Consider the following 26,153-nt stretch of genomic DNA (forward strand, 5'->3'; position numbering starts at 1 on the left):
CGGGTCGGACCGGGCCGATCAGGCGGTCGGGTCCTGCGGCTGCAGGGTGAAGCCGACCCCCTCGGGGGTCTGGGCCGCGTCCAGGGTCTGGTCGGCCAGCGCGGGGACGGTGTCCTCGGCCACGTAGACCGGGGCCTCGGTGCTGGGCACGGCCTGGTCGGTCGGCTCGGGCTGCGGCACGAGCGCCACCTGGAGCTGGGTCTGGTCCGCGGCCAGCGACAGCCGCAGCCCCGCGGTCTCGGGCAGGCCCTGCTCGGAGGTCAGGCCCTTGACGACGGCCTGGGCGTTCTCGGTGACGGTCAGCATGAAGTTCTCCTTGTCGTCGGTGCGATGACCGGCGGTGGGCCGGTCCGGACGGCCGCGACCGACCACCGCCAGGTGGTGGGTGCGCCCCGTCCCTCGGACGCTCCACCCTGTCCCAGGTCCCCAGGGGTCTGGCAAACGAGAGCTGCTCCGCGGTGGCCGACCGGTCGTGTTTTCGACCGGTCGGGCGGGGATCCCCGGCCTGTCGGCCCTAGCACGGGAGCCTCATCCACCAGGAGCCCTCATGAGCCAGGACAGCCGCCCCACCGACGATGCGTTGGCCGAGGACGGGCAGGGGCGCGTGGACCCGGCCGCGGACCGTCCCGAGCCGGAGGTCGTCGACTCCTTCCAGGGCAGCGTCGAGACGGGGGCGGACCGCCTGCACCGCACCTGGCGGGCGCTGCTGACCACCGGCTTCTTCGGCGGCCTCGAGATCGGTCTGGGCATCCTGGCCTACCTGGCGGTGCTGCACGGGACCGGCGACCACCTGCTCGCCGGGCTGGCGTTCGGGATCGGCTTCGTCGCGCTCTACCTCGCCCACAGCGAGCTGTTCACCGAGGGCTTCCTGCTGCCGATCATGGCCCTCTTCGCCGGTCGGGGGACCGCGCCGCAGCTGCTGCGGCTGTGGGGGGTGACCCTGCTGACCAACCTGGCCGGCTGGCTGGTCGTACTGGCCTTCCCCGAGTTCACCGAGGTGCTGACCGAGACCGCACGACACTTCGTCGACGCCCCGCTGGACCTCCGGGCGGTCGCGCTGTCCCTCCTCGGCGGCTTCGTCATCACCGTCCTGACGCGCATGCAGCAGGGCACCGACTCCGACGGCGTCAAGGTGGTGGCCGCCTTCTCCGCCGGCTTCCTCCTGGCCGGTCTGAGCCTGTTCCACTCGGTGCTGGACTCCATCCTCATCTTCGGGGCGATCCACGCGGGGCCCCGGTGAGCTACGCCGACTGGCTGGGGTGGTTCTGGTACGTCGTCCCGCTCGACATGCTGGGCGGCCTCGTCTTCGTCACGAGCCTGCGGCTCATCCGCGCGAGCGAGCTGCCCGAGGCGCCGGGACCGGACGGGGGCACAGAGCACGAGGGGGACGCCCGCTGACACGGCGCGGGGCGCTCGGGTCCGCCGCCTACAGTGAGAAGGTGCCGACGCCCCCCTCCGCCCACGCGTCCTCCCCCGAGCACCCCCTGCGTGCCGAGGCGCGTCGCCGGATCCTCGTCCTCGACGGTGGCTACGGGTCGATGCTCCAGCAGGTCCCGCTCACCGAGGACGACTTCCACGGCGCCGGCCCGGCCTGGGCGGCCCACGCCGGCACCACGCTGCGCGGCAACTTCGACCTCCTGGGGCTGACCCGGCCGGACGTGCTCGCCGAGGTGCACCGCTCCTACCTGCGGGCCGGGGCCGACATCCTCACCACCAACACCTTCAGCGCCACCACCGTCGCGCAGGCCGACTACGGCACCCAGGACCTGGTGCCCGACATGAACGCCGCCGCCGCCCGGGTCGCGCGCCGGGTCGCCGACGAGGTGCAGGCCGAGGACGGCCGTCCGCGCTGGGTGGCCGGCTCCCTGGGGCCGACCAACCGCACGGCCTCCCTCTCCCCCGACGTGGAGCGCCCCGAGTTCCGCTCGATCACCTACGACCAGCTGCGGGAGGCCTACGGCGAGCAGGCCGCCGCGCTCCTGGACGGTGGCGTCGACCTGCTGCTCGTCGAGACCGTCTTCGACACCCTCAACGCCAAGGCTGCGCTGCACGCGATCGCCGACGTCCAGGCGGCGCGGGTCGCCGCGGGGGCCGCCGACCGTCCCGTCCCCGTCCTGCTGTCCGGCACCATCACCGACGCCTCGGGCCGGACCCTGTCGGGCCAGACGCCGGAGGCCTTCGTCGTGGCCACCGAGCACGTGGACCTGCTCTCGGTCGGGCTCAACTGCGCCCTGGGCGCCGAGGCGATGCGACCGCACCTGCGCGACGTGGCGCGCGCGACCGGCGCCCTCACCTCGGTGCACCCCAACGCGGGTCTGCCCAACGCCTTCGGAGGGTATGACGACACCCCCGAGGAGATGGCCGAGGTCCTCGGGGCGATGGCCCGGGAGGGGCTGCTCAACATCGTCGGCGGCTGCTGCGGCACCACCCCCGACCACATCAGGGCGATCGCCGGGGCCGTGGCCGCGGTGGCCCCCCGCACCCCGCCGGAGGGCACGCCATACCTGCGCACCTCCGGCCTGGAGGCCTTCACGCTCACCCCGGACGTCAACTTCGTCAACGTCGGCGAGCGCACCAACATCACCGGCAGCCCGAGGTTCGCCCGGCACGTCCAGGAGGGCGACTGGGACGCCGCGGTGGCCGTGGCCCGCCAGCAGGTGGAGGCCGGCGCGCAGCTCATCGACGTCAACGTCGACGAGGGCATGCTCGACGGCCCGGCGACGATGACCCACTTCCTCAACCTGCTCGCCGGCGAGCCGGACGTCGCCCGCGTCCCCGTCATGGTCGACTCCTCGCGGTGGGAGGTGCTGGAGGCCGGGCTGCGCTGCCTGCAGGGCAAGGGGGTGGTCAACTCGTTGTCCCTCAAGGACGGTGAGGAGGAGTTCCTCCGGCGCGCGGCGGTCGTGCGCCGCTACGGTGCCGCGGTCGTCGTCATGGCCTTCGACGAGCACGGGCAGGCGGACACCTTCGAGCGGCGGATCGCGGTGTGCGAGAGGGCCTTCCGGCTCCTCACCGAGCCCGGCAGCGGTCTCGCCGACCCGTTCCCGGCCCACGACGTCATCTTCGACCCCAACGTGCTGACGGTGGCCACCGGCATGGAGGAGCACGACCGCTACGCCCTGGACTTCATCGAGGCGACCCGCTGGATCAAGCAGAACCTCCGAGGCGCCCTGGTCTCCGGCGGCATCTCCAACGTGTCCTTCTCCTTCCGCGGCAACAACACCGTGCGCGAGGCGATGCACTCGGTCTTCCTCTTCCACGCCATCCGGGCCGGCCTGGACATGGGCATCGTCAACGCCGGGATGCTCGGCGTCTACGAGGACCTCGACCCCGTGCTGCGCGAGCACGTCGAGGACGTGATCCTGGCCCGCCGGCCCGACGCGACCGAGCGGCTCCTCGAGCTGGCCGAGCGGGTCAGGGCGGAGGTCGAGGCGGCCGGACCGGGCGGGGGCGGCCCGTCGGCGGCCGCCACGGCCAGGCTGGCCTGGCGCGACGCCGACGTGACCGAGCGGCTCCGGCACGCCCTGGTGCACGGCATCGACACCTACGTCGTCGAGGACGCCGAGGAGGCCTACCAGCAGCTCGGATCGGGTCTGCAGGTCATCGAGGGCCCGCTCATGGCCGGCATGGACGTCGTCGGCGACCTCTTCGGCGCGGGCAAGATGTTCCTGCCCCAGGTGGTCAAGTCGGCCCGGGTGATGAAGAAGGCGGTCGCGCACCTCACCCCCTACCTGGAGGCCGCGGCGGCGGAGACCGGAGGACGCACCAAGGGCCGCGTCGTGCTGGCCACGGTCAAGGGCGACGTCCACGACATCGGCAAGAACATCGTGGGGGTCGTGCTGGGCTGCAACGGCTACGAGGTCACCGACCTGGGCGTCATGGTGCCGGCCGAGCAGATCCTCGCGGCCGCGGACGAGCTCGGCGCCGACGTCGTCGGGGTGTCCGGCCTCATCACCCCGAGCCTGGACGAGATGGTCTCGCTGGCCACCGAGATGCAGCGCCGCGGGCTGAGCACGCCCCTGCTCATCGGCGGCGCGACCACCTCCGCCGCGCACACCGCGGTCAAGATCGACCCCGCCTACGAGGGCACCGTCGTCCACGTGGTCGACGCCTCCCGGGCCGTCGGCGTGGTTGCCGACGCGATCGGCCACGAGGAGAAGCTCCGCGACCGCGTCGCGCTCACCTACGCCGAGCTGCGCGACCGGCACGCCGCCAAGGACGTCCGGCTGGTGCCGCTGGAGCAGGCCCGGGCGAGCACCCGCGCGGTCTCCGCGCCGGTGCCGGTGGCCCCCTCCAGCCCGGGGGTCCGGGTGCTCGAGCCGTCCCTCGAGGAGCTGGTCGAGGTCGTGGACTGGACCCCCTTCTTCACCGCCTGGGAGCTCCGCGGCTCCTACCCCCGGATCCTGCAGGACCCGAAGGTGGGTGAGCAGGCCCGGACCACGTGGGCCGACGGCCAGGGCTGGCTGCGGCGGATCATCGACGAGGGCCTGCTCACCGCGCGCGGGGTGGTCGGCCTGTGGCCCGCGGCGCGGGACGGTGACGACATCGTGCTGGACGTGGACGGCGAGCCGGTGCGGCTGCACACCCTCCGGCAGCAGCGCGAGCGCACCCAGGGCGGGTATGCCGCTCTCGCCGACTTCGTCGCCCCGCAGGACGACCACGTGGGTGCCTTCGCCGTCTCGGTCCACGGCGCCGACGAGCTGGCCGCCCAGCTGCGGGAGGAGCACGACGACTACGGCGCGATCATGGTGCAGGTGCTCGCCGACCGGCTGGCGGAGGCCTTCGCCGAGTGGACCCACCGCGAGGTGCGCACGCGACTGTGGGGCTACGCGCCGGACGAGGACCTCCCGGTCGAGGACCTGGTCAAGGAGCGCTACGACGGCATCCGCCCCGCGCCCGGCTACCCCGCGCAGCCGGACCACACCGAGAAGGTCACCCTGTGGGAGCTGCTGGACGCCGAGCGGGCGGCCGGGATGCGGCTCACCGAGCACGGGGCCATGTGGCCCACGAGCGCGGTCTCCGGTCTGCTCCTGGGACACCCGGAGTCCCGCTACTTCGCCGTCGGCCGGATCGACCGCGACCAGCTCGAGGACTACGCCGCCCGCAAGGGCTGGTCGGTGGCGGAGGCCGAGCGCTGGCTCGGCCCGCTCCTGCGCTGATCCTCCTCCCGGGCCGGCGCCCCTGCCGGGTCGAGGAGGGGACCGCGTCGGCCGGGCACGCCGGCCGGTGTCCGTCGCGGAATCACGATCGGGCAAAGAAGCGATCACGATCTGATCACAGAACGGCTCTCAGTTGGATTTTCGGGCCGCGACCGTCCTAACGTCGAAAAGCGGTTCTTTTCCCCGGCACCCCTGTGGCGGCCCCTCTGACGACCCGTGCCACGCCCGCACCCGCTGCCGAAGAGCCCTGTCCTGAGCGACCCCTGACACCGGAGGAACTCGATCTCGTGAACATTCTTGCTGCGGAGCACCTGTTCAAGATCTTCGGTCGTCGACCCCATCGCGGGGTGGACGCCCTGCGGCGCGGCGCCGACCGCGAGGAGCTGCGCGCCCACGGCCTGACAGCTGCGGTCGTCGACGCGTCCTTCGAGGTCGCGGCCGGTGAGATCTTCGTGGTGATGGGGCTGTCCGGCTCGGGCAAGTCGACGCTCATCCGGATGATCAACGGTCTGCACCCGGCCACGGCCGGCGAGGTGGTCATCGAGGGGGAGAACCTCGCCGCGCTCAAGGGGGACGACCTGCGCCGGGTGCGGCGGGAGAAGATCTCCATGGTCTTCCAGCACTTCGCTCTGCTGCCGCACCGCACCGTCGGGGAGAACGCCGCCTACGCGCTCACCGTGCAGGGGGTCAACCGGGCCGACCGGGAGGCCCGGGCGGCCCGGGCCCTGGAGATGGTCGGGCTGGCCGGTTGGGGCGGGTCGATGCCCGCCGAGCTGTCCGGGGGTATGCAGCAGCGGGTCGGCCTGGCCCGTGCGCTGGCGGCCGAGACCGACATCATGCTCATGGACGAGGCGTTCAGCGCCCTGGACCCGCTCATCCGCCGCGAGATGCAGGACCAGCTGGTGGACCTCCAGCAGCGGCTGGACAAGACGATCGTCTTCATCACCCACGACCTCAACGAGGCGATGCGGCTGGGCGACCGGGTCGCGATGATGCGCGACGGTCGGATCGAGCAGGTCGGGACCGCCGAGCAGATCCTCAACGACCCGAAGAACGACTACGTGGCGCAGTTCGTCCAGGACGTGGACCGCGCCAAGGTGCTGACCGCCGGTGCGGTGATGGAGCCTCCGGCCGTGGTCATCGGCGCCGAGCAGGGGCCGCGCCAGGCGCACCGGCTCATCCGTGAGCACCAGCTGGGCGCGCTCCCCGTCGTCCGGCGCGACCGGACCCCGGTCGGTGTCGTCCTGCCGGGTGAGATCGCGGCCGCCGTCCGGGAGGGCCGCGACCGGCTGCCGCTCACCGAACGCAGCGCGACCACGGTCGGGCTCGACACACCCCTGGGCGACCTGCTCGCCGACGCCGCACGCCGCGAGAGCCCGTTGCTCGTCGTCGACGACGCCGGCCGCCTCGCCGGGCTCATCCCCCAGGTCACCCTCCTGGCCGCCCTCTCCCACGAGCAGGTCGACCCGCTCCCGACCCCGGCCGGTGGCCCGCCCAGCTCGACCGACCCCCTGACCGACGACACCGAGGTGGTGGCCCGATGAGCACGACCGACGACAGCCTGCTGCCCCGCGTCCCGATCGGCGCCTGGGTCGACGGCCTCTTCGACTGGATCGACGACAACCTCAGCGTCCTGCTGCAGCTCTTCCGGGACGTGATGACCTGGGTCGTCAACGGCCTCGTCGACCTCCTCATGTGGCCGCCGGCCCTGGTGATGGTCGCCGTCCTCGCCCTCGTCGCCTGGCTGGTCGCGTCCTGGCGCCTGGCCCTGGGGACCGCCCTCGGCTTCGCGCTGATCATCTCGATGGGCATCTGGCTGCCCGCGATGCAGACGCTGGCGCTGGTGATCGTGGCCACCCTCGTGGCGATCGCGATCGCCGTGCCCCTGGGGGTCCTCGCCGCGCGGAACGACACCGTGAGCGCGCTCGTCCGCCCCGTGCTGGACTTCATGCAGACGATGCCCGGCTTCGTCTACCTCATCCCCGCGGTGACCTTCTTCTCCATCGGCCTGGTGCCCGGCATCTTCGCGACCATCATCTTCGCCCTGCCGCCCGGGGTCCGGCTCACCGAGCTCGGCATCCGGCAGGTCGACCGGGAGACGGTCGAGGCCGGGCACGCCTTCGGCGCCTCCTCCGGCCAGATCCTCCGCGGGATCCAGCTGCCGCTGGCCGTGCCCACCATCCTGGCCGGGGTGAACCAGGTCATCATGCTGGCCCTGTCGATGGCCGTCATCGCCGGCTTCACCGGGGCCGACGGGCTCGGCAAGCTCGTCGTGGAGTCCATCGCCCGGCTCAACACGCCGCTCGGCGTCGAGGCCGGTGTCGGCGTGGTGATCCTCGCCATCTTCCTCGACCGCGTCACCGCCGCCCTGGGCGACCCCGGCAAGCACCCCCGGTCCCTGCTGGCCCTCGCGCGGTCCCGCCGCGCCGGCGACCGCTCCGGGCGGCAGCCGTCCGCGACGGACCCCGCGGGCACGAGCACCGTCGCCGACCGCTCCACCGTCTGAGCACCCCACCCCATACCCGACCACCCGAACCCGATCGAGAGGAACAGATCAGATGAGGACCACGACCGACCGCACCCGCCGCACCACCCGCACGACGGGGCTCGTGGCGGCCCTGTCCGCCGGCAGCCTGCTGCTCGCCGCCTGCGGGGGCGACGCCGAGCCCGCCGGCGACGACCCCGGTGCCGAGGGCCCGTCCGGCACGATCACCCTGGGCTTCCTCCCGTCCTGGACCGACGGCCTGTCCACGGCCTACCTGCTGGAGAACCAGCTGGAGCAGATGGGCTACACCGTCGAGATGGAGACGCTCACCGAGCCGGCCCCGCTCTACGCGGGCCTGGCCAACGGCGACGTCGACATGTACCCCTCGGCCTGGTCGGAGGTCACCCACGCCGACTACATGGAGGAGTACGGCGACAGCATCGAGGACCTGGGCAGCTACTACGACAGCGCGGTGCTGACCATCGCCGTGCCGGAGTACGTCGACATCGACTCCCTGGAGGAGCTGGCCGACAACGCAGACCGCTTCGACGGTCAGGTCATCGGCATCGAGCCGGGGGCGGGCCTGACCCGCGTCACCAACGAGAGCGTCTTCCCGACCTACGGGCTGGACGCGGAGTTCGAGCTGGTCACGTCCTCCACGACCGCGATGCTCACCGAGCTGCGCAACGCGGTGGAGAACGAGGAGGACATCGTCGTCACCCTGTGGCGCCCCTTCTGGGCCAACGCCGAGTTCCCGGTCAAGGACCTGGAGGACCCCGAGGGCGCCCTGGGCGAGCCGGAGGCCCTGCACTTCCTGGGCCGGGAGGGCTTCGCCGAGGAGTTCCCCGAGGCCGCCGAGTGGATCGGCCAGCTGAGCCTGGACGACGACCAGTACGGCTCCCTGGAGGACCTGGTCGTCAACGAGTACGGCGAGGGCCGGGAGGCCGAGGCGGTCGAGGCCTGGATCGAGGAGAACCCCGACGCCCTGCCGGAGCTGCCCACCGCCAGCTGACCTGAGGCTCGCCTCTCCCGCACCACCGCGCGCCCCCGTCGATCCCGGTCGGCGGGGGCGTCTCGCGTCCCGACGCCGGGGCCGACCAGCACGGCGTCACGTCATACCGGCTCGGCAACCTGCACCAGGAGCGTTCGGCCGACCAGGCCGACCGTGCGGCTCAGACTGGCGCGGAACTCCTCCTGGAGCAGCGGTGCCGCGCGCAGGGCCCACAGCACCTCGCTGTTGACCCAGGCGGCCTCCCGCGCCCGGGCGACGCTCCACGACCCGACGAGCGTCAGCAGCGGCGTCAGCTCCCGGTCCACCTCGAGGGCGATCCCGTCGAGGAAGGACTGGCGCACCTGCTCGTGGACCTCCGCCAGCACCGCGCTGACCTTGTCGTAGTCCGAGCGCACCTGCCGCGTGGTCGGGTCGATGCCGAGCTGGCGGCAGGTGGTGACGACCGCGACCGGCAGGTCGTGGTTGATGTGGGCGTTCATGCCGGCGACGGCGAACTGGATCGGTGCCAGGGCCGTGCGCCGGCTCGCGAGGACCGGCTCCCAGCAGGGGGGCGGGACCAGACCGACCCGGTCACCGTGGACGGCGTCGAGGTAGAGCTGGGCGAAGACGACGTCGAGCCGCTCCATGAACCGGTCGTCGGCGAAGTAGCCCTCGTGGAGCCGTTGCTCGACGAGCTCGGTCACCTGCAGGTACATCCGGTTGAAGTGCCACACGCCGTCCCCCCGGTCCAGCTCGGTGTCGAGGGCGCGCAGCGCGGCGACGACGGACGCGACGTCCGGCAACTGGCCCGCGGGGACCGGCTCCTCCCGCCGCATACGGCCCGGCAGCAACGGCAGCGGCGGCAGAGACGGAAGGCGGAGCGTGGCGCGGACGGTGTCGAGCAGGTCGCGGAGTCCCATGGCCGATTCGACCACCCCGCAGGGGTGTGCGGCAACGGTCCAGGGGTGCGGCGACGGCTCAGGGGTATGCGCGGCGACGGCTCAGGGGCCGCGGCGCAGACCTGCCGCGAGCACCCAGACCAGCGGCAGGACGGACGCGAACATGAGCAGACGTCCCGTCCCCGGGTCCGACGCCGTGAGGATGGCGCCGGCGAGGAGCAGCGCGGCGAAGACCAGCACGCCGTTCGTGCGGGACACCGTGCGCTCCAGGCGCCTCACCTGGGACGACAGGAGGGGCGTGGCGATCCTGAGCTCGCCCCGCTCGGCCAGCGTCAGCACCCGGTCGGCCCGACGCGGCAGGACGAGCGCGAGGCGGGCCAGCGCCATGGCCTCGGACAGGACGGTCTGCGGGAGCCCCTGGCGCTCGTCGTCCAGGAGCTGCCCGGCGTAGGGGGTGATGGTGGCCCAGACGTCGAACTCCGGGTCGAGCCCGGTGCAGATGCCCGACAGGATCCCGAGGGACCGGCCGAGCAGCAGGAGGTTCTCAGGCACCTGGAACGGCAGCTCCAGCAGCAGCTCCCGGAACTGCAGGCCGAAGCGGATCAGCTCCTCGGGGTCGATCTGCTGCAGCTCGTCCATCCGCAGCCCGCCGAACCGGTCGAAGACCTGCTCGACGGCGGCCTCGATCGAGGCCAGGTCGGCGGTCGGCAGCAGCACCCCGAGCCGCGTGAGCCCCGAGACCAGGCGGGCGCTGTCGCGCAGACCGGCGGCGATGACGAGGTCCCGCAGCCCGGTGCGCAGCTCGTCCGGCACCTCTCCCATCATGCCGAAGTCGATGTAGGTGAGGGTCCAGCCGGGCTCGTCGTCCGCGGCGTCCGGGGACGGGCTGACGAAGAGGTTGCCCGGGTGCGGGTCGGCGTGGAAGAAGCCGTCGGTGAAGATCTGCTGGAGGAAGGTGTCGGCGAGCAGCTGGGCCACCTCGGCGCGGTGGATGCCGGCCGCGGTGATCGCCGCGTGGTCGGCGAGCTTGACGGCCGAGACGTCCTCGAGGGTGAGCAGACGGCGCCCGCTCAGCTCCCACACGACCCGCGGGACGCGGACGTGGGGGTCGTCGGCGAAGTTGCGCGCGAAGGTCTCGGCGTTGGCGCCCTCGGCCAGGTAGTCGACCTCCTGCAGTGTCGTGGCCGCGAACTCCTCGAGCAGGGCCCGCACGTCGGCGCGCTCACGGATGGGGCGGTAGCGCTCCATCCAGCCGCCGACCCGACGCAGCGCCGAGAGGTCGACCTCGATGACGCGCTGGATGTGAGGCCGTTGCACCTTGACCACGACGTCGGCGAAGCCCTCCTGCGCGGCGTCGGCCGGGCGGAGTCGTGCCCGGTGCACCTGCCCCAACGACGCGGCGGCCAGGGGGGTGGTGTCGAACCACGCGAAGTGCTCCTCCAGCGGCACGCCGAGCCCCGACTCCGCCACCGCCCGGACCTCCTCGAGGTCCTCCGGCGGCACCTCGTCCTGGAGCCCGGCGAGCTCCCGCGTGATCTCCGGGGGCAGCACGTCCAGGCGGGCCGAGAGGAACTGGCCCACCTTGATCATCAGCCCACCCATGGAGACGGCGAGGCCGCGGAAGCGCAGGGCGGCGCGCCGTCCCCGCTCGGTGCGCGTGCGCGCCGCGAGGCGTCCCAGACCGAGCCGACGCAGCACGATCTCCCACCAGATGAAGGAGACCGTCACCCGCGCGAAGAAGAGCACGATGCGCCGGTAGCGGGCGCGCAGGTCCGCGTCGGTCATCCGGTGCCCGCCGTGGACGGGCGGGGGTGGGAGCGCTGCAGGATGACGGCCCTTCCTGGTCGGCAGCGACAGGTCGCCACCTGCCGGGAAGGTACCACCGGTCGCTGGGGCCGGCGCCCGGCCCGCGACCGGCCGACACCCGTCCTCCTGAGACACTGGGGTCCGATGACCTCCACCCAGTCCCGCGTCTCCGTCGAGTTGGTGCCCCGCAGCGCCGAGTCCCTCGCCGGCGAGGTGCGGGACGTCGTGGCCGGGCTGCCGTGGGTCGACACCATCAACGTGCCGGACCTGCTCAAGTTCGACCTGCGCAGCTGGGACGCGTGCGGGGTCGTCCGCGGGGCGACCGCCCGGCCCGACGGCACCGCATACCCCGTCATCCCGCACGTGCGCGCCGCGGACGTCGACCCCGACGCCCCGCTGCCCATGGCCGGGGCTCTCCGGGAGCACGGAGTGCAGGAGGTGCTGGTCGTGTCCGGCGACGACGCCGACTACTTCACCCACCGCACCTACCCGGTCGACGCCGTCGACGTCATCCGGCGCTTCCGGGCCGAGCTGCCCGAGGTCAGGGTCTACGCCGGGCTCGACCCCTACCGGCAGGGCATCGCCCAGGAGATGCGCTACCTGGAGCGCAAGCTGTCCGCCGGGGCCGCCGGCATCTTCACCCAGCCCTTCTTCGACACCGCGCTGATGGCCGCGTGGGCGGGGGTGCTGCCCGACGACCTGCCGGTGTGGTGGGGCGCGACGACCGTCACCACGCCGGGGGCGCTGGGCTACTGGCGACGGCGCAACCTGGTGGCCTTCCCGACCGACTTCGACCTCACCCTGGACTGGCAGCGCACCTTCGCCCGCCGGGCCGTGGACTTCGCCCGCGAGCGTGGCCATCACGTCTACCTCATGCCGGTGCGCACCTCCGTCGCCGACTACCTCGACGGGCTCCTCTGAGCCGACCGGGTCCGTCGGTGGCCGGTGCCACGATGGCGGTATGACGATCACGGGGCGCCCGGTCGCGGGTGAGGGGGACGGCCGCAGCCGGCGGGCCGTGGTGCTCATCCACGGGATCGGGGAGCAGCGCCCGACCGGGACGCTGCGGGGCTTCGTGGACGGGCTGGACCTCGGTCCGGCGTGGAGCAAGCCCGACCGGGTCAGCGACAACCTCGAGCTGCGGCGGATGTCGGTCTACCGGCACGGCGCGCCGGCCACCGACCTCTACGAGCTCTACTGGGCCCACCACGCCGCCCCCTCCTCCCCCCGGCAGGTCCTCGGCTGGCTGGCGCGGTTGCTGACCCGACGCTCGGCCTGGTCGGGCGGCCCCGCCTCCCCTGCGCTCAACGTGCTGACGGTCCTCGGTGCCGCGGCGCTGGTCATCGCCGTCGTGCTGGCGCTGACGACGGCACGGCGCGAGGGGGTTGCCGCGTGGCTGACCGCGCCTCCCTTCTGGGCGGCCCTGACCGTGGCAGCCGTGCAGTTCCTGGCACAGCCGGTCCTCACCCGACGCCTCGCCGACGCCGAGCGTTACCTCACCCCCGACCCGGGCAACATCGCCGCCCGCACGGCGATCCGCACCGAGGGCCTGACGCTGCTGCGCCGGCTGCACGAGGTGGGGATCTACGACCGGGTCGTCGTCGTCGGCCACTCGCTCGGCTCGGTCATCGGGTATGACGTGCTGCGGCTCTTCTGGGACGAGGCGCGGTGGCCGACCTTCGAGCGGGCCGGCCCGCAGCCGGAGGCCGAGCGCTTCGTGCTGGAGCACGGCGACCCGCTGTCGCTGCGGAGGGGCCAGGTGGAGATCTACCAACGGGTCCAGCACCGGCTCTGGCAGGAGCAGCGTTCGCGCGGCGTGCCGTGGCTGGTGACCGACTTCGTCACGCTGGGCTCACCGCTGGCCCACGGTCGGCTGCTCCTGGAGACGCCCTCGGCGACCCTGACCCGGCGGCAGGACGACCTGGAGCTGCCGACCTGCCCTCCGATGCCCTCGCTCGACCCCGACGAGGGGGACGACCGCGAGGCCACCTTCTACCCCACCGTGCTGCGCAAGGGAGGGCAGGAGCGGGTGGCCCTCGTCGGCAACCACGGTGCCCTCTTCGGGCCGACCCGCTGGACGAACCTCTACGTCCCGGCGTGCGCGGCGGTGTGGGGGGACCCGGTCGGCGGGCCCCTGCGGGAGGTCTTCGGCACCGGCATCCGGGACGTCGCGGTGCACCACTCGGGTCGGCACCGGCGGTGGTGGCACCGGCTGCTCCCCCTCCGCTCGCACCTGCGCTACTGGGCGCCGCTGGACCGCCCGCCGCGGGTGCGGGAGCGCACCGTCGAGGCCGTCCCGGCCCTGCGGGAGGCCATCGGCCTGGGCCAGGTCGACGGGCCACCCCCGGCCTGACCCCACACCAGCGCGACCCGCCCGGTCGGGCAGGAGCGGTCAGCCGGTGCGCTCGGCGTCCTCGAAGGTGCCGGTGACGGTGGCGCCGTCCGCGGTGTGGACGATGCACAGGACCTCGCGGTCGCCGACCGACCAGCTGTCCTCGGTGGGGTAGACGGTGAGGATCTGGAACCGCTCGGACTCCTCGTAGCCCACCCCGACGTAGGTCCGGAACTGGGGGAGGCACTGCGTGTCGACGACGCCGTCGATGACGTCCTGGCCGGGGAAGGGCCCCTCGGGCAGCTCGTAGGCCAGCAGCACCTCCGCGTCGTGCGGCTGGTCGCACGCCACCGTCGGGATCTGCTCGACCTGCCCCTCCTCACCCGGCGGAGGTGCCCCCGCGAGCTCGGCGAGCAGGAGGCAGTCGCCCACGTCGGCCGTCGGCGGCTCGACGGCCGGGGTGGCACACCCGGCCAGCACGAGCGCGACGAGCGACACGGCGTGCGGCAGCGGACGGCGCACGAGGTCTCCTGCGGTCGACGGCGGGGGGACCACACCGTACCGCTGCCGCACCGCGGACCGCTCGCCGAGGCCTCGCGCTCAGAGCCTGCGCAGGGCGGTGGCGAGCAGCACCGGCTCGCCCACGGCGTCCGAGGCGTCGAGGTCGCACTCGGCCTCCACGACCCAGTCCAGGTCGCCCTCGGGGTCGGTGACGGTCTGCTCGACACGCCATACCCGGACCGCCCGCCCGCTGGCGATCCGGGCCCGCTCCCCCGCCACCTGCTCGATGCGCAGGTGCTGGGGGCCGCGCGCGTCGGCGTCCAGGACGACCTGGTCGTGCTCGTCGTAGTAGTCGCCGACGGCCCGGTCCCAGTCCTCGCGCCCCATGAGCGGCTCGTGGGGCGGCTCCGGGAGCAGCGCCACCTGGGCCTCGAGGTCGCCCAGCGCCTCCCACGCGTCCTCGGCGAGCAGCTCCACCCTGCGCCACATGGCGTTGCGCACCATGACCCGGAAGGCCCGCTCGTTGCCCGTGATCGGCCGGACCGGGACGGGCGGCGCCCCCGCGGCCTCGCGCGCGGCGGCCGCGGCGACCAGCTCGGGGTCGGTGAGCGCCTCCCACTCCTCCAGCAGCGAGGAGTCGGTCTGGCGGATCGTCTCGCCCAGCCAGTGGACCAGGTCGTGCAGCTCGGTGGTGTAGGCCGTCTCGGGCACCGTCTGCCGCAGCGTCCGGTAGGCGTCGGTGAGGTAGCGCAGCACGACGCCCTCGGACCGGGCGAGCTGGTAGTAGCCGACGAGCTCGGTGAAGCTCATCGCCCGCTCCCACATGTCCCGGACCACGGACTTGGGCGAGAGCGCGTCCTCACGCACCCACGGGTGCGACTGCCGGTAGATGGTCAACGTCCCCTCGAGCAGCTCGGCGAGCGGGCGCGGCCAGGTCACGTCCTCCAGCTGGGCCATCCGGTCGTCGTACTCCACCCCGTCGGCCTTCATCCGGGCGACCGCCTCCCCCCTGGCGCGGTAGCGCTGGGCGAGCAGGATCGGCATGGGGTCGTCCAGCACCGCCTCGACGACGGACAGGACGTCCAGGGAGTAGGTCGGGGCCTCCCTGTCGAAGAGCTCGAGGGCCGCGAGCGCGAAGGGGGCCAGCGGCTGGTTGAGCGCGAAGTTCTCGGCCACCCCGTCCGCGAGGTCGACGCTGCGCCCGTCCGCCCCGGGCACCGCCCGGCGGGTCAGCACCCCGGTGTCCAGCAGGGACCGGCCCAGGGCGATCGCCCGCCGGGCCAGCCTGGCCTGCATGGCCGGCGTCTCGTGGTTGTCGCGCAGCAGGGAGGCGAGGTTGCGGACCGGATCCCCCTGGCGTGCGACGACGTTGAGGATGGTGGAGTGGTCGACCTTCATCCGGGAGGTCAGCTGCTCCGGCTCGGCCCCGACCAGCTTCTCGTAGGTCTGCTGGCTCCAGGACACGAAGCCCTCCGGAGGCTTGCGCCGCTGGACCTTCTTCTGCTTCTTGGGGTCGTCCCCGGCCTTGGCCAGGGCGCGCGCGTTCTCGATCGTGTGCTCGGGCGCCTGCACCACGACATACCCGGCGGTGTCGTAGCCCGCACGCCCGGCACGCCCCGCGATCTGGTGGAACTCGCGGGCGCGCAGGATGCGCTGCCGGGAGCCGTCGTACTTGGCCAGCCCGGTGAACAGCACGGTGCGGATCGGCACGTTGATGCCGACGCCGAGGGTGTCGGTGCCGCAGATCACCTTGAGCAGCCCGTCCTGGGCCAGCTGCTCCACCAGGCGGCGGTAGCGGGGCAGCATCCCCGCGTGGTGCACGCCGATCCCGGCGCGCACCAGCTGAGACAACGTCCGGCCGAAGCCGGCGGTGAAGCGGAAGGCGCCGATCCGCGCTCGGATCGCCTCCTTCTCCTCGGCGGTCACGAGCCGTGGCAGGGACAGCAGGGACTGCGCCCGCTCCAGGGCCTCCCGCTGGGTGAAGTGCACGACGTAGACGGGGGCCTGCCGCTCCTCCAGCAGCTCGGTGATCGTGTCGGAGATCGGCGTCAAGGCCAGCTCGTCCCGGAAGTGCAGCGGGACGGGACGCTCGGCCCCCGCCACGAGGGCGGTCTCCCGGCCGGTGCGACGCGTGAGGTCACGCTCGAACCGCGTGGTGTCGCCCAGCGTCGCGGACATGAGGAGGAACTGCGCCTGGGGAAGGGTGAGGAGGGGCACCTGCCAGGCCCAGCCGCGGTCGGGCTCGCCGTAGAAGTGGAACTCGTCCATGACGACCATCCCGATGTCGGCCCCCTCGCCCTCCCGCAGGGCGATGTTGGCCAGCACCTCGGCGGTGCACACGATGATGGGCGCGTCGGCGTTGACCGCGGCGTCGCCGGTGAGCATGCCGACGTTCTCGGCACCGAAGGTGCGGCACGCGTCGAAGAACTTCTCGCTGACCAGGGCCTTGATCGGCGCCGTGAGGAAGGCGACCTGGTCGCGGGCCAGCGCCAGGAAGCAGGCGGCGGTGGCGACGAGGGACTTGCCGCTGCCGGTGGGGGTGGCCAGCACGACGTTGCTGCCGGACAGCAGGTGCAGCAGCGCCTCCTCCTGGTGCGGGTAGAGGGAGGTCCCCCGGCCGGCGGCCCACTCGGTGAAGACACGGTGCAGCCGGTCGGGGTCGTCCCCCGCCCCCGGCGGGAGGGCGTCGACGAGGGTGGGCTGGATGGCGGTCGGTGCGTCGGCAGTCATGGAAGCCCCATTGTCCGGTATGACGACGACATCGGGAGCGACGTGGCCCGACCCATCTCCTACGTCATGTGGGATTTGGCTACTCCACCACGGCAGAAAGGTTCCACATCATGCGCACCAGCCGCACCATGGGCACACTCCTCATCGTCCTCGGCCTGATCTTCATCATCGCCGGCGGCGCCACTTACGTCATGGTGAGCCAGGAGCTGAAGAACGCCAACGTCACCGTCGCGGACGACGCCGACTTCCTCGCCGGCGACACGGTCGACGGCCCCTTCTCCGCCTACTCGCAGGCGATGATCATCGACAAGCACGCCCTGGAGTCGACGGGCGGCAAGACCTACGCCGAGCTGGACCGCGAGGACCCGCTGCGCGCCACCGCGATGAACGCCTCCTTCCTGCGCGCCTCGCTGTTCACCTCCGTGGTGTCCTTCGGCGTGGCCACCATGGCGATGGGTGTCGGCCTGGCCTTCATCCTGGGTGGCGTGGGCCTGCGCGCGGTCCCGGCCGCCGTCGGTGACCCCGACCGTCGTCGGGTCGACGCCTGAGTCACAGCCCTGCGAACGGCCGGTCCCCCTCGGAGGGGACCGGCCTTCGTCATACTGGGGCGGTGCTGTCACCCGCTCTGGCCCGCCGCCTGCTCGACACCGGCCTCGTGTGGTCCCCGGTGGCGGGCGACCGCTTCGTCGTCGACCGACCCGGGATGGAGCACGATCTGTTCTACCTCGCGGACATGACGGTGGAGGTCCACACCTTCGTCGGCGGCAGCGTGATCGGCTTCAACGGCGTCGCGGAGTGGGCGCTGGACTCGGTGGCGCTGGAGGAGACGCTGTGGCTGCCGCGGGAGGACCAGCTGCGGGCGGTCCTCGGGCACGACTTCGTCGGTCTGGGCCTGCAGGACGAGGGGTATGCCGTGGTCGCGCTGGTCGACGGGGCCCCGCGGACCTTCGTGCACCGGGACGCCGAGGAGGCCTACGGCCTGGCGACGCTCGAGGTGCTGGCCCACCGGCACTGAGCGACGTCAGTCCTCCCCCGGCCCCCCATCCCGGCGCTCACCGGTGCAGGGCCGGATCTCCCGTCCCAGCACCGCCTCCGCGGTCTGCCGCTCGACGTCGGCGGGGCTGTCCGGGTCGGCGGGATACTGCGGGTGATCTGGGTTCAGCACCAACCCTCGGCGCAGGAACCACCAGGCGTTGAACGGCCCGTGCCCCTCGTGGTGGTACTGCCAGACGGCCCGGGCGAGCGAGGCCCGACTCACCGACTCCTGGACGGTGCCGAGCGTGCGGGTCTGCTGCTCGAGAGCATGGCTCAGGTCACGCACCTCGCGGCGCAGGGCGGCGAGCTCCTCGTGGATGCTGGACATGGTGGCCTCCAGGTGGTTGAGCAGGGCGTGGCGGTCGTCGTGCGACCCGGGGTAGCCATAGGCACGGGCGTAGGCGGTGATCCCGGCCCTGGTGGCCGGGCCGACCTGGCCGGTCCCGCGGAGCCGGGCCAGGCCCAGGGTGGTCAGGTGGTCCTGGACGGCGGACCACTCCTCCTGCACCTGCGGTTCGGGCTGACTGACGGGCATCTGGAGCCCGGTGACGATCCATCGGTCGTCGTAGCGGATGCGCCGGCGCCAGACCCCTCCCCCTCGTCCGGGGTCGGACCCCGCCGGAGCGCCAGGTTGGGGCACGTTGAAGCCGATGACGTCGACGTGCCGTGCCCGGGGATCGTTGCCCTCCACGAGGTCCACGTGGTTGACCTCGTTGGTCTGACGCGGGTCGCCGCTGTCGTAGCGGAACAGCAGCGCGTCCCCGGGCCTCAGTTCCTGCAGCGGGACCCCTCGAGAGCGGTGCTGCTCGAGGATGGCGACGGTCCAGATGAACCCCCGGCGGTGAGGCGCGGTTCCCCCGTGGGTCTGGTGCCCGATCACCCGTCGGGCCTCGTCCTCGCCGAGCGCCTGGTACCAGCACCAGGACCAGCCCGCGGCGCAGAAGTAGGCCCGCTCCCAGTCCTTGCCGTACCAGAGGCCGTAGGGGGTGGCGCCTCCGCGGCCGTAGTGCTTGGTCAGCTCGCCGCGCGCCGCGTCCGTCACCCGCTGACGCAGCGCCACCTCCTGGGTCCGCCGACCCCCCGGCGGGCGCGGCGTCGGGGGGCCGGGGTCGGGTGCCGACCCCACGGACACCCACTCGGGCATCTCCAACGCGTCCGGGGCGATCCCCACCATCCGCACCTCCTCATCCAGTCTGGCGCGGGAGGCCGAGAGGCCGCAACGGTCTCGCCCGTCAGCGGCATACCGGTCAGCGGCGGACCTGAATCTGCGGCGCGTAGAGCTCCATCGCCGCGAGCGCGCGCTCGTGCGCCTCGTCCGTGGACCCGGCGCAGGCGGCGGCGACCACCTCGACGAAGCAGCCCGCGTCCGCCGCGGCCAGGGCGGTCGACAGGACGCAGCAGTCGGTCGCGACCCCGGCCAGGACGAGGTGGGCGTCACGGCCGACGGTGTCGCGCAGGTGCTCACCCCACTTGCCGAAGGTCGGCTCGGAGACCGTGTGGGGCAACCTCAGCTCGGCGATCTCGTCGACCATGTCGAAGAGCGGGTCGTGCGGCGAGCGGTCGGCGAAGGGGAAGCGCTCGAAGTAGGGCACCCAGGAGCCGTGCTTGGCCGGGGGCGGGATCCACCGCGTCTGGACCACGCGGTCCCCGTGCTCGGCCACCAGCTCGGTGATCGGCCCGACGGTCTCCGGGAAACGGGGTGCGCACCACTCGGACGCCGGGTCGGCGAAGATGCGCTGGGCGTCGATGACGACCAGCCAGGGTGCGTGCTGGGTCATCGCCCCACCACCCGGTCCGGCCGGGCGTCGGCCGTGGGGGCGATGCCCGACTCCTGGCGGCGCACGATCGATCGACCGAGGGCCAGCCAGCCGAGGAAGCCGATGGCGAGGGCGACGAGCACCCCGAGGTTGGCCCAGGCCCAGGTGCCCTCCTTGCCCCCGAGGGGGCCGAGCAGGTAGCCCTGCCAGTTGTTCCACGACGCGTCGTCGGCGAACATGTTGATGACGAGGCCCCAGCCGACGAGCGAGCCCACGACCATGAGGGCGATCGCGGTGACGTTCCAGTTGCCGTAGCGTCCGCCCGCGTCGAAGAGCGCGTGCTCGTCGTAGTCCCGGCGGCGCAGGGCCACGTCGGCCATGAGGATCCCCGCCCAGACCGCGATCGGCACCCCGAGGGTGATGAGGAAGCTCTGGAACGGGCCGAGGAAGCTCTGGGCGAAGAAGACGACCCAGATCGTGCCCAGCGTGAGGATGGTCCCGTCGATCGCGGCCGCCGCCGGGCGGGGGACGTTCACCCCGAGCGAGAGCAGGGTCAGGCCGGAGGAGTAGATGCCGAGCACCGCACCGCTGACCAGGGCCAGCACCGCGGCCAGGAGGAAGGGCACGAGGAACCAGATCGGCAGGATGGTCGCCAGCGTCCCGATGGGGTCGTTCACGATGCCCTCCTCCAGCTCGGGGCGGGAGCCGACCAGCATCAGGCCGTAGAGCACCAGGACGACCGGGGCGACGCTCCCCCGAAGGTGTTCCAGAAGGCGATCGCCGCGCCGGACGCGTCCCGCCGCTGGTAGCGGGACCAGTCGGCGGCGATGTTGATCCACCCCAGCCCGAAGCCGGTCATCAGCATGACGAGGGCGCCGACGACGGCGGTGAGCGGGCCGGCCTCCCGAGCCATCACCACGCCCAGGTCGAGGTCGCCCAGGGTCATGGCGATGTAGGCGATGGTCGCCGCGCCGGTGAGCCAGGTGAGCACCGACTGCATCTTCATGATGGTGTGGTAGCCGGCGACCGAGGCCAGCACGATGAGGGCGGCGATGACCCCGGTGGCGACGACCTTGGTGCCGGTGCCCCCGCCCCAGCCCAGCTGCTCGAAGACGGTGGCGGTGGCGAGGACGGCCATGATCGCCAGGAAGGTCTCCCAGCCCATCGAGATCAGCCAGGAGAAGACGCCGGGGACCTTCTGACCGTTCACGCCGAAGGCGGCTCGCGACAGGATCATCGTGGGGGCCGACCCCCGCTTGCCGGCGATGGCGATGATCCCGCAGAAGAGGAAGGACAGGGTGATGCCGACGACGGTGACGACGACCGCCTGCCAGAAGGAGATGCCGAAGCCGAGGACGAACGACCCCCACGAGATCCCGAAGACCGAGACGTTCGCGGCGAACCACGGCCAGAAGAGGTCCGACGGTCTGGCGGTCCGCTCCCTCTCCTCGATGATCTCGATGCCGTTGGTCTCGATCAGGCCACGCTCGGTCTCGGTGAGCCGCGTCGTCACGGAGTCGCTCATGGGGCAAACTCTCGCACACCCGGGGTCCACCGGGGATCCATCCGCCGGACGGCCCGCGGCGGGCTGAGGCGGCGTAGGTTGGGGACATGACGGGGACGCCTCAGGAACAGCACGACGACGGGCAGGCACGGGCGCAGGAGCCGGGCGCTGACCGGCCCCCGCTCCCCGGACCGGCGGACGAGACGTCCGGCCCGATGACGATCATCCCGGGGCCCGCCGCCGAGGACTCCGTGGCCTGGCAGCCGGGGTCACCGCCCCCGGCCCGGTACGACACCTCTGCCTCCCCGGCGGCCCCTCGCGCCGCGATGAGCATCACCGGCTTCATGAGCGACATCAAGCGCACCGGGCGGTGGCAGGTGCCGGCTGCGCTCACCGTCACCCAGGGCATGGGGGACGTGACCCTCGACCTGCGCGAGGCGGTGGTCACCTCGCCGGTCGTGGACGTCACCTTCTACGGGGGTATGTCGTCCCTCAAGATCATCGTGCCCCCCGGGGTCGAGGTCGAGTGGGGTGGGGGCATGGCCCTGCTGAGCGACGAGAAGGCCGACCCCCCCGGCGAGGTCGACCCCACGATGTGGCGGCTGCGGGTGACCCACTACGGCCTGATGAGCGACGTGCGGGTCCGCACCCTCGCCGTCGGTGAGACCCCCACCAAGAAGTGGTGGAAGGGCCTGCGCTGAGGCCTGCCGGCCCGACCGCCCGCTGGCCCAGGGCCACGTAGACTGCCGAGGCGTCCCCGGGAGCGACCGACCGCGGGTGTGAGGGCCTCTAGCTCAATGGTTAGAGCTGCGGACTTTTAATCCGTAGGTTGTGGGTTCGAGTCCCACGGGGCCCACTCCCGCATAACTGCTGGTCACAGCGCCACAGCCCGGTTTTCATGGTGCTCCGTCTTGCAACGTAGTCGGGGGCTTGGCCACCAGCTTGGCCACCACAGCTTCCGCACCCAGGTAATCATCGAGCCGTGCGGCCGCGCCGTCGAGGGCGTCCGGCAGGAGATGGGTATAGAGGTTGAGCGTCGTCGCCGGCGTGCTGTGCCCCAGGATGCGCTGCACCTCCACCGGTGTCGCGCCGGCCTGGATCAGGAGGCTTGCGCAAGTGTGCCGGAGGTCGTGAAACCGGATGTCCACACCGACCGACTCAACGGCCTGCGACCACGCGACCCACCGCTTCCAGTTGGACGCCCGCAGCCGGCCACCATCGGGTGAGGTGAACAGCAGTTCGCTTGCGGCACGACCTGCGACCACGTCGCGCATGTCGTCAAGCAGGCGCAATGGGATCGGGACGCGCCGACGCCCATACCGAGACTTGGGCGGCTTGACCTCAACGCGCCCCGAGACCTCAACCTGGGCGCGTTGGACCCTAAGCCTCGATCCACCGATGGGCAGGTGGATGGGCCGCTGTAGGACGGGGTCAGGTCTGTGACGGGGCGAGGGTCGTGAGGGCGCGCGTGAACTGCCGGTCTGCCCGGCTTTTCCACTGGGTTCCTGCTGGTAGGGACGGGGGCTGGGGTCAGGCGGGTGCTGCGGCCCGGCCGGGGCGGAGCGCGTCGTAGAGGACGGTCCAGGCGTGCTCCCAGGGCCAGTCTCGGGGTAGGTGCAGGTGCAGGCGGCGGGCGGAGGAGGCGACCCGGGCTGGCAGGTTGACCAGCTTGCGGCGGATCGTGGGCGTCGTCGCCCGCGCCAGGCGGGTGCTGCCGGTCAGGGTGGCCGCGGCGCGGGTGAGGTTGAACGCCATGACCGCGGCGATGAGCCAGGCGGCGTTGGCAGCGAACTTGCCCGAGGGCAGGTGCGCCAGGGCCGAGGCTTTCAGGTCGGCGTGGACGTTCTCGATGACCGCGTGGCCCCGGTGGACCTGGTCGGCGGCCACGGTGTCCCGCTCGGTGGCGGGCGTGGTGGTGAAGAACGCGTGGAAGCGCCAGGTGTCGAACATCGACTCCTGCCCGTCCTTGGCCCTGGGGTTCAGGTCCGGGACGCGGCGCACCACCAGCCGGCCAGTGACCTGCTCGGACTTCTTGGCCGAGGTGAACGCGGTGTAGTCGATCTCGGCGACCTCGGCCCGCGAGACCCACCTGCCGGTGGCCTGGTCGTAGATCGCGTCGGTATACCTGATCGTGGTCCACGCGTCCTCGGCGATCGCGGCGATGGCGCGCTTGACCGCCGGGTCCAGCCGCACGGTGATCGAGACCTGTGCACCGGCCCTGTCGGCGGCGCCCACCAGGGCGGCGGAGTAGAACGCGGAATCGGCGCGCAGGAGCACCGGTCGCCCGGCCAGGTGGCTGCGCCGGACCAGCGCCAGGGCATCGGTGGTCAACCGGGCCGCGCCACGGGAGGAACCCACGGAACCCTTGCGCAGGCGTTGGGCGGCGATGACCGGGGCGGTCTGCTCGGTGGACACGGTCGCCAGCAGCGCGTTCAACCCTCGGACCCCGCTGTAGCCGAACCCGGCGCCCTGCTTGGCGTAGCCGTGGACCTCCACGATGGTGTCGTCCAGGTCGAGCAGCACCGTCCCGGTGTCGCCGGCCCGGCCCAGCAGCCCGGTGCGCCCGGCCAGGGCGAGGGTGAAGCGGGAGGCGACCGCGTCGCCCTGGCGGACGTGGCCGAAGGTGAACGTGCGCAGGAACGAACCGAGCGTGGAGGGGGCATAGGGCCGTTCGAACAGCTTGCCCATCGCGCCGTGGCGCAAGAGCCCCATATCCTCGATGCTGTCCGCGCCGGCGGCCATACCCGCCACCAGGGCGGCCAGCTTGGCGCCGGCGTTGGCGCCCTTGTCGGTCGGCAGGCTCAGGTGCTCATCGCCCAGGGCGTGCAGGCCGGCTTCTTCGGCCAGCGTCATCAGCGGGACAAGCCCGGCGGCAGACACGAGGTTGGGGTCATCGAACGTCGCGGAGACCACGGGGAGGGTGTGAGAGAGTTGCATCTACGAGATGCCCTTCCGGTTTGGGTGATACGTGCTCTAGACAAGTCGTATCTTCCCAGGTCAGAAGGGCATTTCTCGCTTTCCCACGCCGCTTCACCGGCTCACCCGATCGGTGGATCCAGGCTTAGCCACGGGCCGCAGCAGCGGGCCGTCGTGTATCCCGGCCAGCTCGCACCAGGTGATGATCGCGTCGACCGGGCAGCGGTTAGGGCCGGCCTCCGGCAACCGACCCGCACTCACCCCGGCATGCTCTCAGCCAGGCCCCGTCGAGGCCGGCGCAACCTCGGGCGACTCCACGCCCTGCTCCTCGCCGCCCCTAGCGCCGTCCTGCTCCTCGCCCTTGTCCCCATCACCCCCAGCGTCGCCCTTGTCCTCGTCATCGACGCCCCGGATGAGCCGGTAGACCTCCCGTCCCGTCAGCGTGCCGCCCCCGCACCACACCAACGCCTCCTGCGTACTCATCCCCTCCTCCTCGATCAACGCCCGAAGCGCCCGCCCTGCTCGCTGCTCGCAGTCGCGCGCCACCGCGTCCCGCTCGGCCAGCGCCACGGCCACCGCCTCGCCCCATTTCGTCAGCCGCCGCTCCCGCTTCGCCTGCTCCTGGACCACCTTCGCCCGAGCCTGGCGAGCACGCGCCCGCGCCAGCTGCCTCACCGTCTGCTTCTGCATCACAGCGCACCTTTCCTCGATCTACAAAGAACCTCCGTGTCCCGTGTCAAGTTCTTGGCAGGTTTTCCGGCTCGGGAAAGTTGGGTGTTCCGGGGTCGGACAGGCGCAGGTGCACCTCGCGCGGCCGGTTCCAGGACAGGGCCTCGTGCGGGCGGACGGCGTTGAACTCGACGCGGAAGTCCTCACCGTGAGCGACAAGGTCGTGCATGTCGTCGATCTGCTCGCGGTAGAGCCGCTCGTACTTCAGCGACTGGAACGCTCGTTCGCGGACCCCGTTCTGACCCGGGGTGCGCACCCGGGTCCGCACGTGGTCCAGCTGCGGGGTGGCCTCGATGAAGGCAGCGAACCGTGCCGAGCGGAACGGTCCCCCGTTGTCGGTGACCAGGGTGATGGGCACGACCTCACCGGTGTCGGGGTCGGCGAGGTACTCCAGCAGGTCCAACCCCGCAGGCAGCATCGACTCGGCCTCGGCCAGGGCCAGCTGCACCGCGGCGATTGCGTCGTGCTGGTTCGCAGTCGGCGACCAGTGCCACCCGAACTCGTACTTGGACCAGTAGTCCGCGATCCCGGCCACGCGCCAGGTCCCGCCAGCGGCGGTCTCGTACTCGGAGAAGTCGAACTGCCACACCATGTTCGGTCCGGTCGGGGACCTGGCGAACGCGGCCTTGCGCTGCTGGGCGAGCTGGCGTCGTTCCCGCTGGTAGTCGGCCTTGAGCAGCAGCCCGGCGTCGTCGAGGATCCGCGCCGTGGTCGACATCGACACCCGGTGGCCCGAGTGACGAGCCATCGCCCAGACCTTGCGGTGGCCCCACGCGGCGTGCTTGGCCGCCAGTCCGGTCACCACCTCCCAGGACGCCTGGCGTGCCGGCCGGGGCCAGGGACCCCTCGCGGGGCGCCCGGCACGGGCGTGCGCCTGCCAGCGGCGGTAGGTCCGCTCGGGGACGCCGATCAGCTTGCAGAACCTCGTGGTCGGCATCCCCGCCTCGGTGCGGATTACCTCGAGGTCCTCGAAGGGCCCAGCCGGCCCTCCGCGCTCTTCTTCCACACCCGCGCCTGCAGGTGCGCCTCTCCCAGCGCGGTGGTCAGCTCGGTGACCTCCGCCTCCAGCTGCTCCTCCCGGGTCGAGGGCCCGGTCCGGCCCGAGGCCAGCGCGGTCCGTCCCGCTTCGAGGAAGTCAGCCTTCCAACGGCCGATCGACTGCTCGGACACCTTCTCCTTGCGCGCCGCCTCGGCGATCGAGACCTCGCCAGCCAGAACGCTGAGCACGATACGAGTCTTCTGCTCCGCCGGGATCACAGGTGGTCGTCCCACGGCTCATCTCCTTCATGGTCACGCCGATCATGCCCTC

At 72.3% G+C, this 26,153-nt stretch carries 23 protein-coding genes, 1 tRNA gene and 1 pseudogene; 12 read left to right on the plus strand and 13 right to left on the minus strand.

What is annotated here, in order from left to right; genetic code table 11:
- Positions 1-18: 18 nt before the first annotated feature.
- Complete coding sequence (locus E3Z34_RS14625; RefSeq protein WP_134774194.1) at positions 19-306, minus strand: Fe-S cluster assembly protein HesB; 288 nt, start codon at positions 304-306, stop codon at positions 19-21.
- A gap of 241 nt (positions 307-547) precedes the next feature.
- On the opposite strand from E3Z34_RS14625, the gene E3Z34_RS14630 reads away from it, so the two are divergent.
- The 6 genes from E3Z34_RS14630 to E3Z34_RS14650 all read left to right on the plus strand — a co-directional run bounded on the left by E3Z34_RS14630 (position 548) and on the right by E3Z34_RS14650 (position 8,656).
- Positions 548-1,240 carry a formate/nitrite transporter family protein gene (locus tag E3Z34_RS14630; protein WP_238695208.1) on the plus strand — a complete coding sequence of 231 codons (693 nt, stop codon included), beginning with the start codon at positions 548-550 and terminating at the stop codon, positions 1,238-1,240.
- Entirely contained in the window at positions 1,237-1,398 is a 162-nt protein-coding gene (locus tag E3Z34_RS19200) for a hypothetical protein (protein WP_238695209.1), read from the plus strand. The genes E3Z34_RS14630 and E3Z34_RS19200 overlap by 4 nt, the downstream gene beginning before the upstream one ends.
- 41 nt (positions 1,399-1,439) lie before the next feature.
- Positions 1,440-5,159: a methionine synthase gene (gene metH / locus E3Z34_RS14635; RefSeq protein WP_134774195.1), complete on the plus strand. Its 3,720-nt coding sequence runs from the start codon at positions 1,440-1,442 to the stop codon at positions 5,157-5,159.
- A gap of 287 nt (positions 5,160-5,446) precedes the next feature.
- Positions 5,447-6,703 carry a quaternary amine ABC transporter ATP-binding protein gene (locus E3Z34_RS14640; protein WP_134774196.1) on the plus strand — a complete coding sequence of 419 codons (1,257 nt, stop codon included), beginning with the start codon at positions 5,447-5,449 and terminating at the stop codon, positions 6,701-6,703.
- Positions 6,700-7,665 (plus strand): ABC transporter permease, encoded by a 966-nt coding sequence (locus E3Z34_RS14645; RefSeq protein WP_134774197.1) that lies wholly within the window; start codon positions 6,700-6,702, stop codon positions 7,663-7,665. The genes E3Z34_RS14640 and E3Z34_RS14645 overlap by 4 nt, the downstream gene beginning before the upstream one ends.
- A 52-nt stretch (positions 7,666-7,717) precedes the next feature.
- Positions 7,718-8,656, plus strand: a complete 939-nt coding sequence (locus E3Z34_RS14650) for a glycine betaine ABC transporter substrate-binding protein (protein WP_134774198.1) — start codon at positions 7,718-7,720, stop codon at positions 8,654-8,656.
- A 101-nt stretch (positions 8,657-8,757) separates the two neighbouring features.
- On the opposite strand, the gene E3Z34_RS14655 is transcribed toward E3Z34_RS14650, so the two are convergent.
- Both E3Z34_RS14655 and E3Z34_RS14660 read right to left on the minus strand, forming a co-directional pair.
- Positions 8,758-9,555 (minus strand): DUF5995 family protein, encoded by a 798-nt coding sequence (locus E3Z34_RS14655; protein ID WP_134774199.1) that lies wholly within the window; start codon positions 9,553-9,555, stop codon positions 8,758-8,760.
- A gap of 81 nt (positions 9,556-9,636) precedes the next feature.
- A complete protein-coding gene (locus tag E3Z34_RS14660) occupies positions 9,637-11,319 on the minus strand; it encodes an ABC1 kinase family protein (RefSeq protein WP_134774200.1) in 1,683 nt (560 codons plus the stop codon).
- A gap of 165 nt (positions 11,320-11,484) precedes the next feature.
- Between E3Z34_RS14660 and E3Z34_RS14665 the strand changes: the two genes are divergently transcribed.
- Together E3Z34_RS14665 and E3Z34_RS14670 are read left to right on the plus strand one after the other, a co-directional pair.
- On the plus strand, positions 11,485-12,261 hold the full coding sequence (locus E3Z34_RS14665) for a methylenetetrahydrofolate reductase (RefSeq protein WP_134774201.1): 777 nt from the start codon (positions 11,485-11,487) through the stop codon (positions 12,259-12,261).
- 40 nt (positions 12,262-12,301) lie between these two features.
- On the plus strand, positions 12,302-13,693 hold the full coding sequence (locus E3Z34_RS14670) for a hypothetical protein (protein ID WP_134774202.1): 1,392 nt from the start codon (positions 12,302-12,304) through the stop codon (positions 13,691-13,693).
- 39 nt (positions 13,694-13,732) lie between these two features.
- Here E3Z34_RS14670 and E3Z34_RS14675 read toward each other — a convergent pair whose 3' ends face one another.
- A complete protein-coding gene (locus tag E3Z34_RS14675; RefSeq protein WP_158288702.1) occupies positions 13,733-14,194 on the minus strand; it encodes a septum formation family protein in 462 nt (153 codons plus the stop codon).
- Positions 14,195-14,272: 78 nt separating this feature from the next.
- The gene (locus E3Z34_RS14680) at positions 14,273-16,903 is read right to left on the minus strand and encodes a DEAD/DEAH box helicase (protein ID WP_134774204.1); all 2,631 of its coding nucleotides are present in this window, start codon (positions 16,901-16,903) and stop codon (positions 14,273-14,275) included.
- A gap of 110 nt (positions 16,904-17,013) precedes the next feature.
- On the opposite strand from E3Z34_RS14680, the gene E3Z34_RS14685 reads away from it, so the two are divergent.
- Together E3Z34_RS14685 and E3Z34_RS14690 are read left to right on the plus strand one after the other, a co-directional pair.
- Positions 17,014-17,451, plus strand: coding sequence for an aromatic ring-opening dioxygenase LigA (locus E3Z34_RS14685; RefSeq protein ID WP_134774205.1), 438 nt, complete (start codon positions 17,014-17,016; stop codon positions 17,449-17,451).
- 62 nt (positions 17,452-17,513) lie between these two features.
- Complete coding sequence (locus tag E3Z34_RS14690) at positions 17,514-17,918, plus strand: pilus assembly protein CpaE (RefSeq protein ID WP_134774206.1); 405 nt, start codon at positions 17,514-17,516, stop codon at positions 17,916-17,918.
- Between the two features lie 6 nt (positions 17,919-17,924).
- Here the strand turns inward: E3Z34_RS14690 and E3Z34_RS14695 are convergent, their stop codons facing one another.
- The 3 genes and pseudogenes from E3Z34_RS14695 to E3Z34_RS14705 all read right to left on the minus strand — a co-directional run bounded on the left by E3Z34_RS14695 (position 17,925) and on the right by E3Z34_RS14705 (position 21,220).
- A complete protein-coding gene (locus E3Z34_RS14695) occupies positions 17,925-19,112 on the minus strand; it encodes a hypothetical protein (protein WP_134774207.1) in 1,188 nt (395 codons plus the stop codon).
- A 73-nt stretch (positions 19,113-19,185) separates the two neighbouring features.
- The gene (locus E3Z34_RS14700) at positions 19,186-19,716 is read right to left on the minus strand and encodes a cysteine hydrolase family protein (protein ID WP_134774208.1); all 531 of its coding nucleotides are present in this window, start codon (positions 19,714-19,716) and stop codon (positions 19,186-19,188) included.
- A pseudogene (locus E3Z34_RS14705) lies at positions 19,713-21,220 on the minus strand (purine-cytosine permease family protein). The gene E3Z34_RS14700 and the pseudogene E3Z34_RS14705 overlap by 4 nt, the downstream one beginning before the upstream one ends.
- An 86-nt stretch (positions 21,221-21,306) precedes the next feature.
- Here E3Z34_RS14705 and E3Z34_RS14710 point away from each other — a divergent pair.
- Complete coding sequence (locus E3Z34_RS14710; RefSeq protein ID WP_134774209.1) at positions 21,307-21,900, plus strand: hypothetical protein; 594 nt, start codon at positions 21,307-21,309, stop codon at positions 21,898-21,900.
- An 82-nt stretch (positions 21,901-21,982) separates the two neighbouring features.
- A tRNA-Lys gene (locus E3Z34_RS14715) sits at positions 21,983-22,055 on the plus strand.
- A 40-nt stretch (positions 22,056-22,095) separates the two neighbouring features.
- Here E3Z34_RS14715 and E3Z34_RS14720 read toward each other — a convergent pair.
- From E3Z34_RS14720 to E3Z34_RS14740, 5 genes are all read right to left on the minus strand, one after another.
- Positions 22,096-22,491 (minus strand): tyrosine-type recombinase/integrase, encoded by a 396-nt coding sequence (locus E3Z34_RS14720; protein WP_158288703.1) that lies wholly within the window; start codon positions 22,489-22,491, stop codon positions 22,096-22,098.
- A gap of 238 nt (positions 22,492-22,729) precedes the next feature.
- Positions 22,730-24,136, minus strand: coding sequence for an IS1380 family transposase (locus E3Z34_RS14725; protein ID WP_134772308.1), 1,407 nt, complete (start codon positions 24,134-24,136; stop codon positions 22,730-22,732).
- A gap of 252 nt (positions 24,137-24,388) precedes the next feature.
- The gene (locus E3Z34_RS14730; protein WP_134774211.1) at positions 24,389-24,805 is read right to left on the minus strand and encodes a hypothetical protein; all 417 of its coding nucleotides are present in this window, start codon (positions 24,803-24,805) and stop codon (positions 24,389-24,391) included.
- Positions 24,806-24,851: 46 nt separating this feature from the next.
- Positions 24,852-25,781 carry an integrase core domain-containing protein gene (locus E3Z34_RS14735; RefSeq protein WP_134774212.1) on the minus strand — a complete coding sequence of 310 codons (930 nt, stop codon included), beginning with the start codon at positions 25,779-25,781 and terminating at the stop codon, positions 24,852-24,854.
- 17 nt (positions 25,782-25,798) lie between these two features.
- Positions 25,799-26,071: a helix-turn-helix domain-containing protein gene (locus E3Z34_RS14740; RefSeq protein ID WP_238695211.1), complete on the minus strand. Its 273-nt coding sequence runs from the start codon at positions 26,069-26,071 to the stop codon at positions 25,799-25,801.
- Between the last annotated feature and the right edge of the window lie 82 nt (positions 26,072-26,153).

This window comes from Ornithinimicrobium flavum (assembly GCF_004526345.1).
In the GTDB taxonomy this organism is placed as follows: Bacteria; Actinomycetota; Actinomycetes; order Actinomycetales; family Dermatophilaceae; genus Ornithinicoccus; species Ornithinicoccus flavus.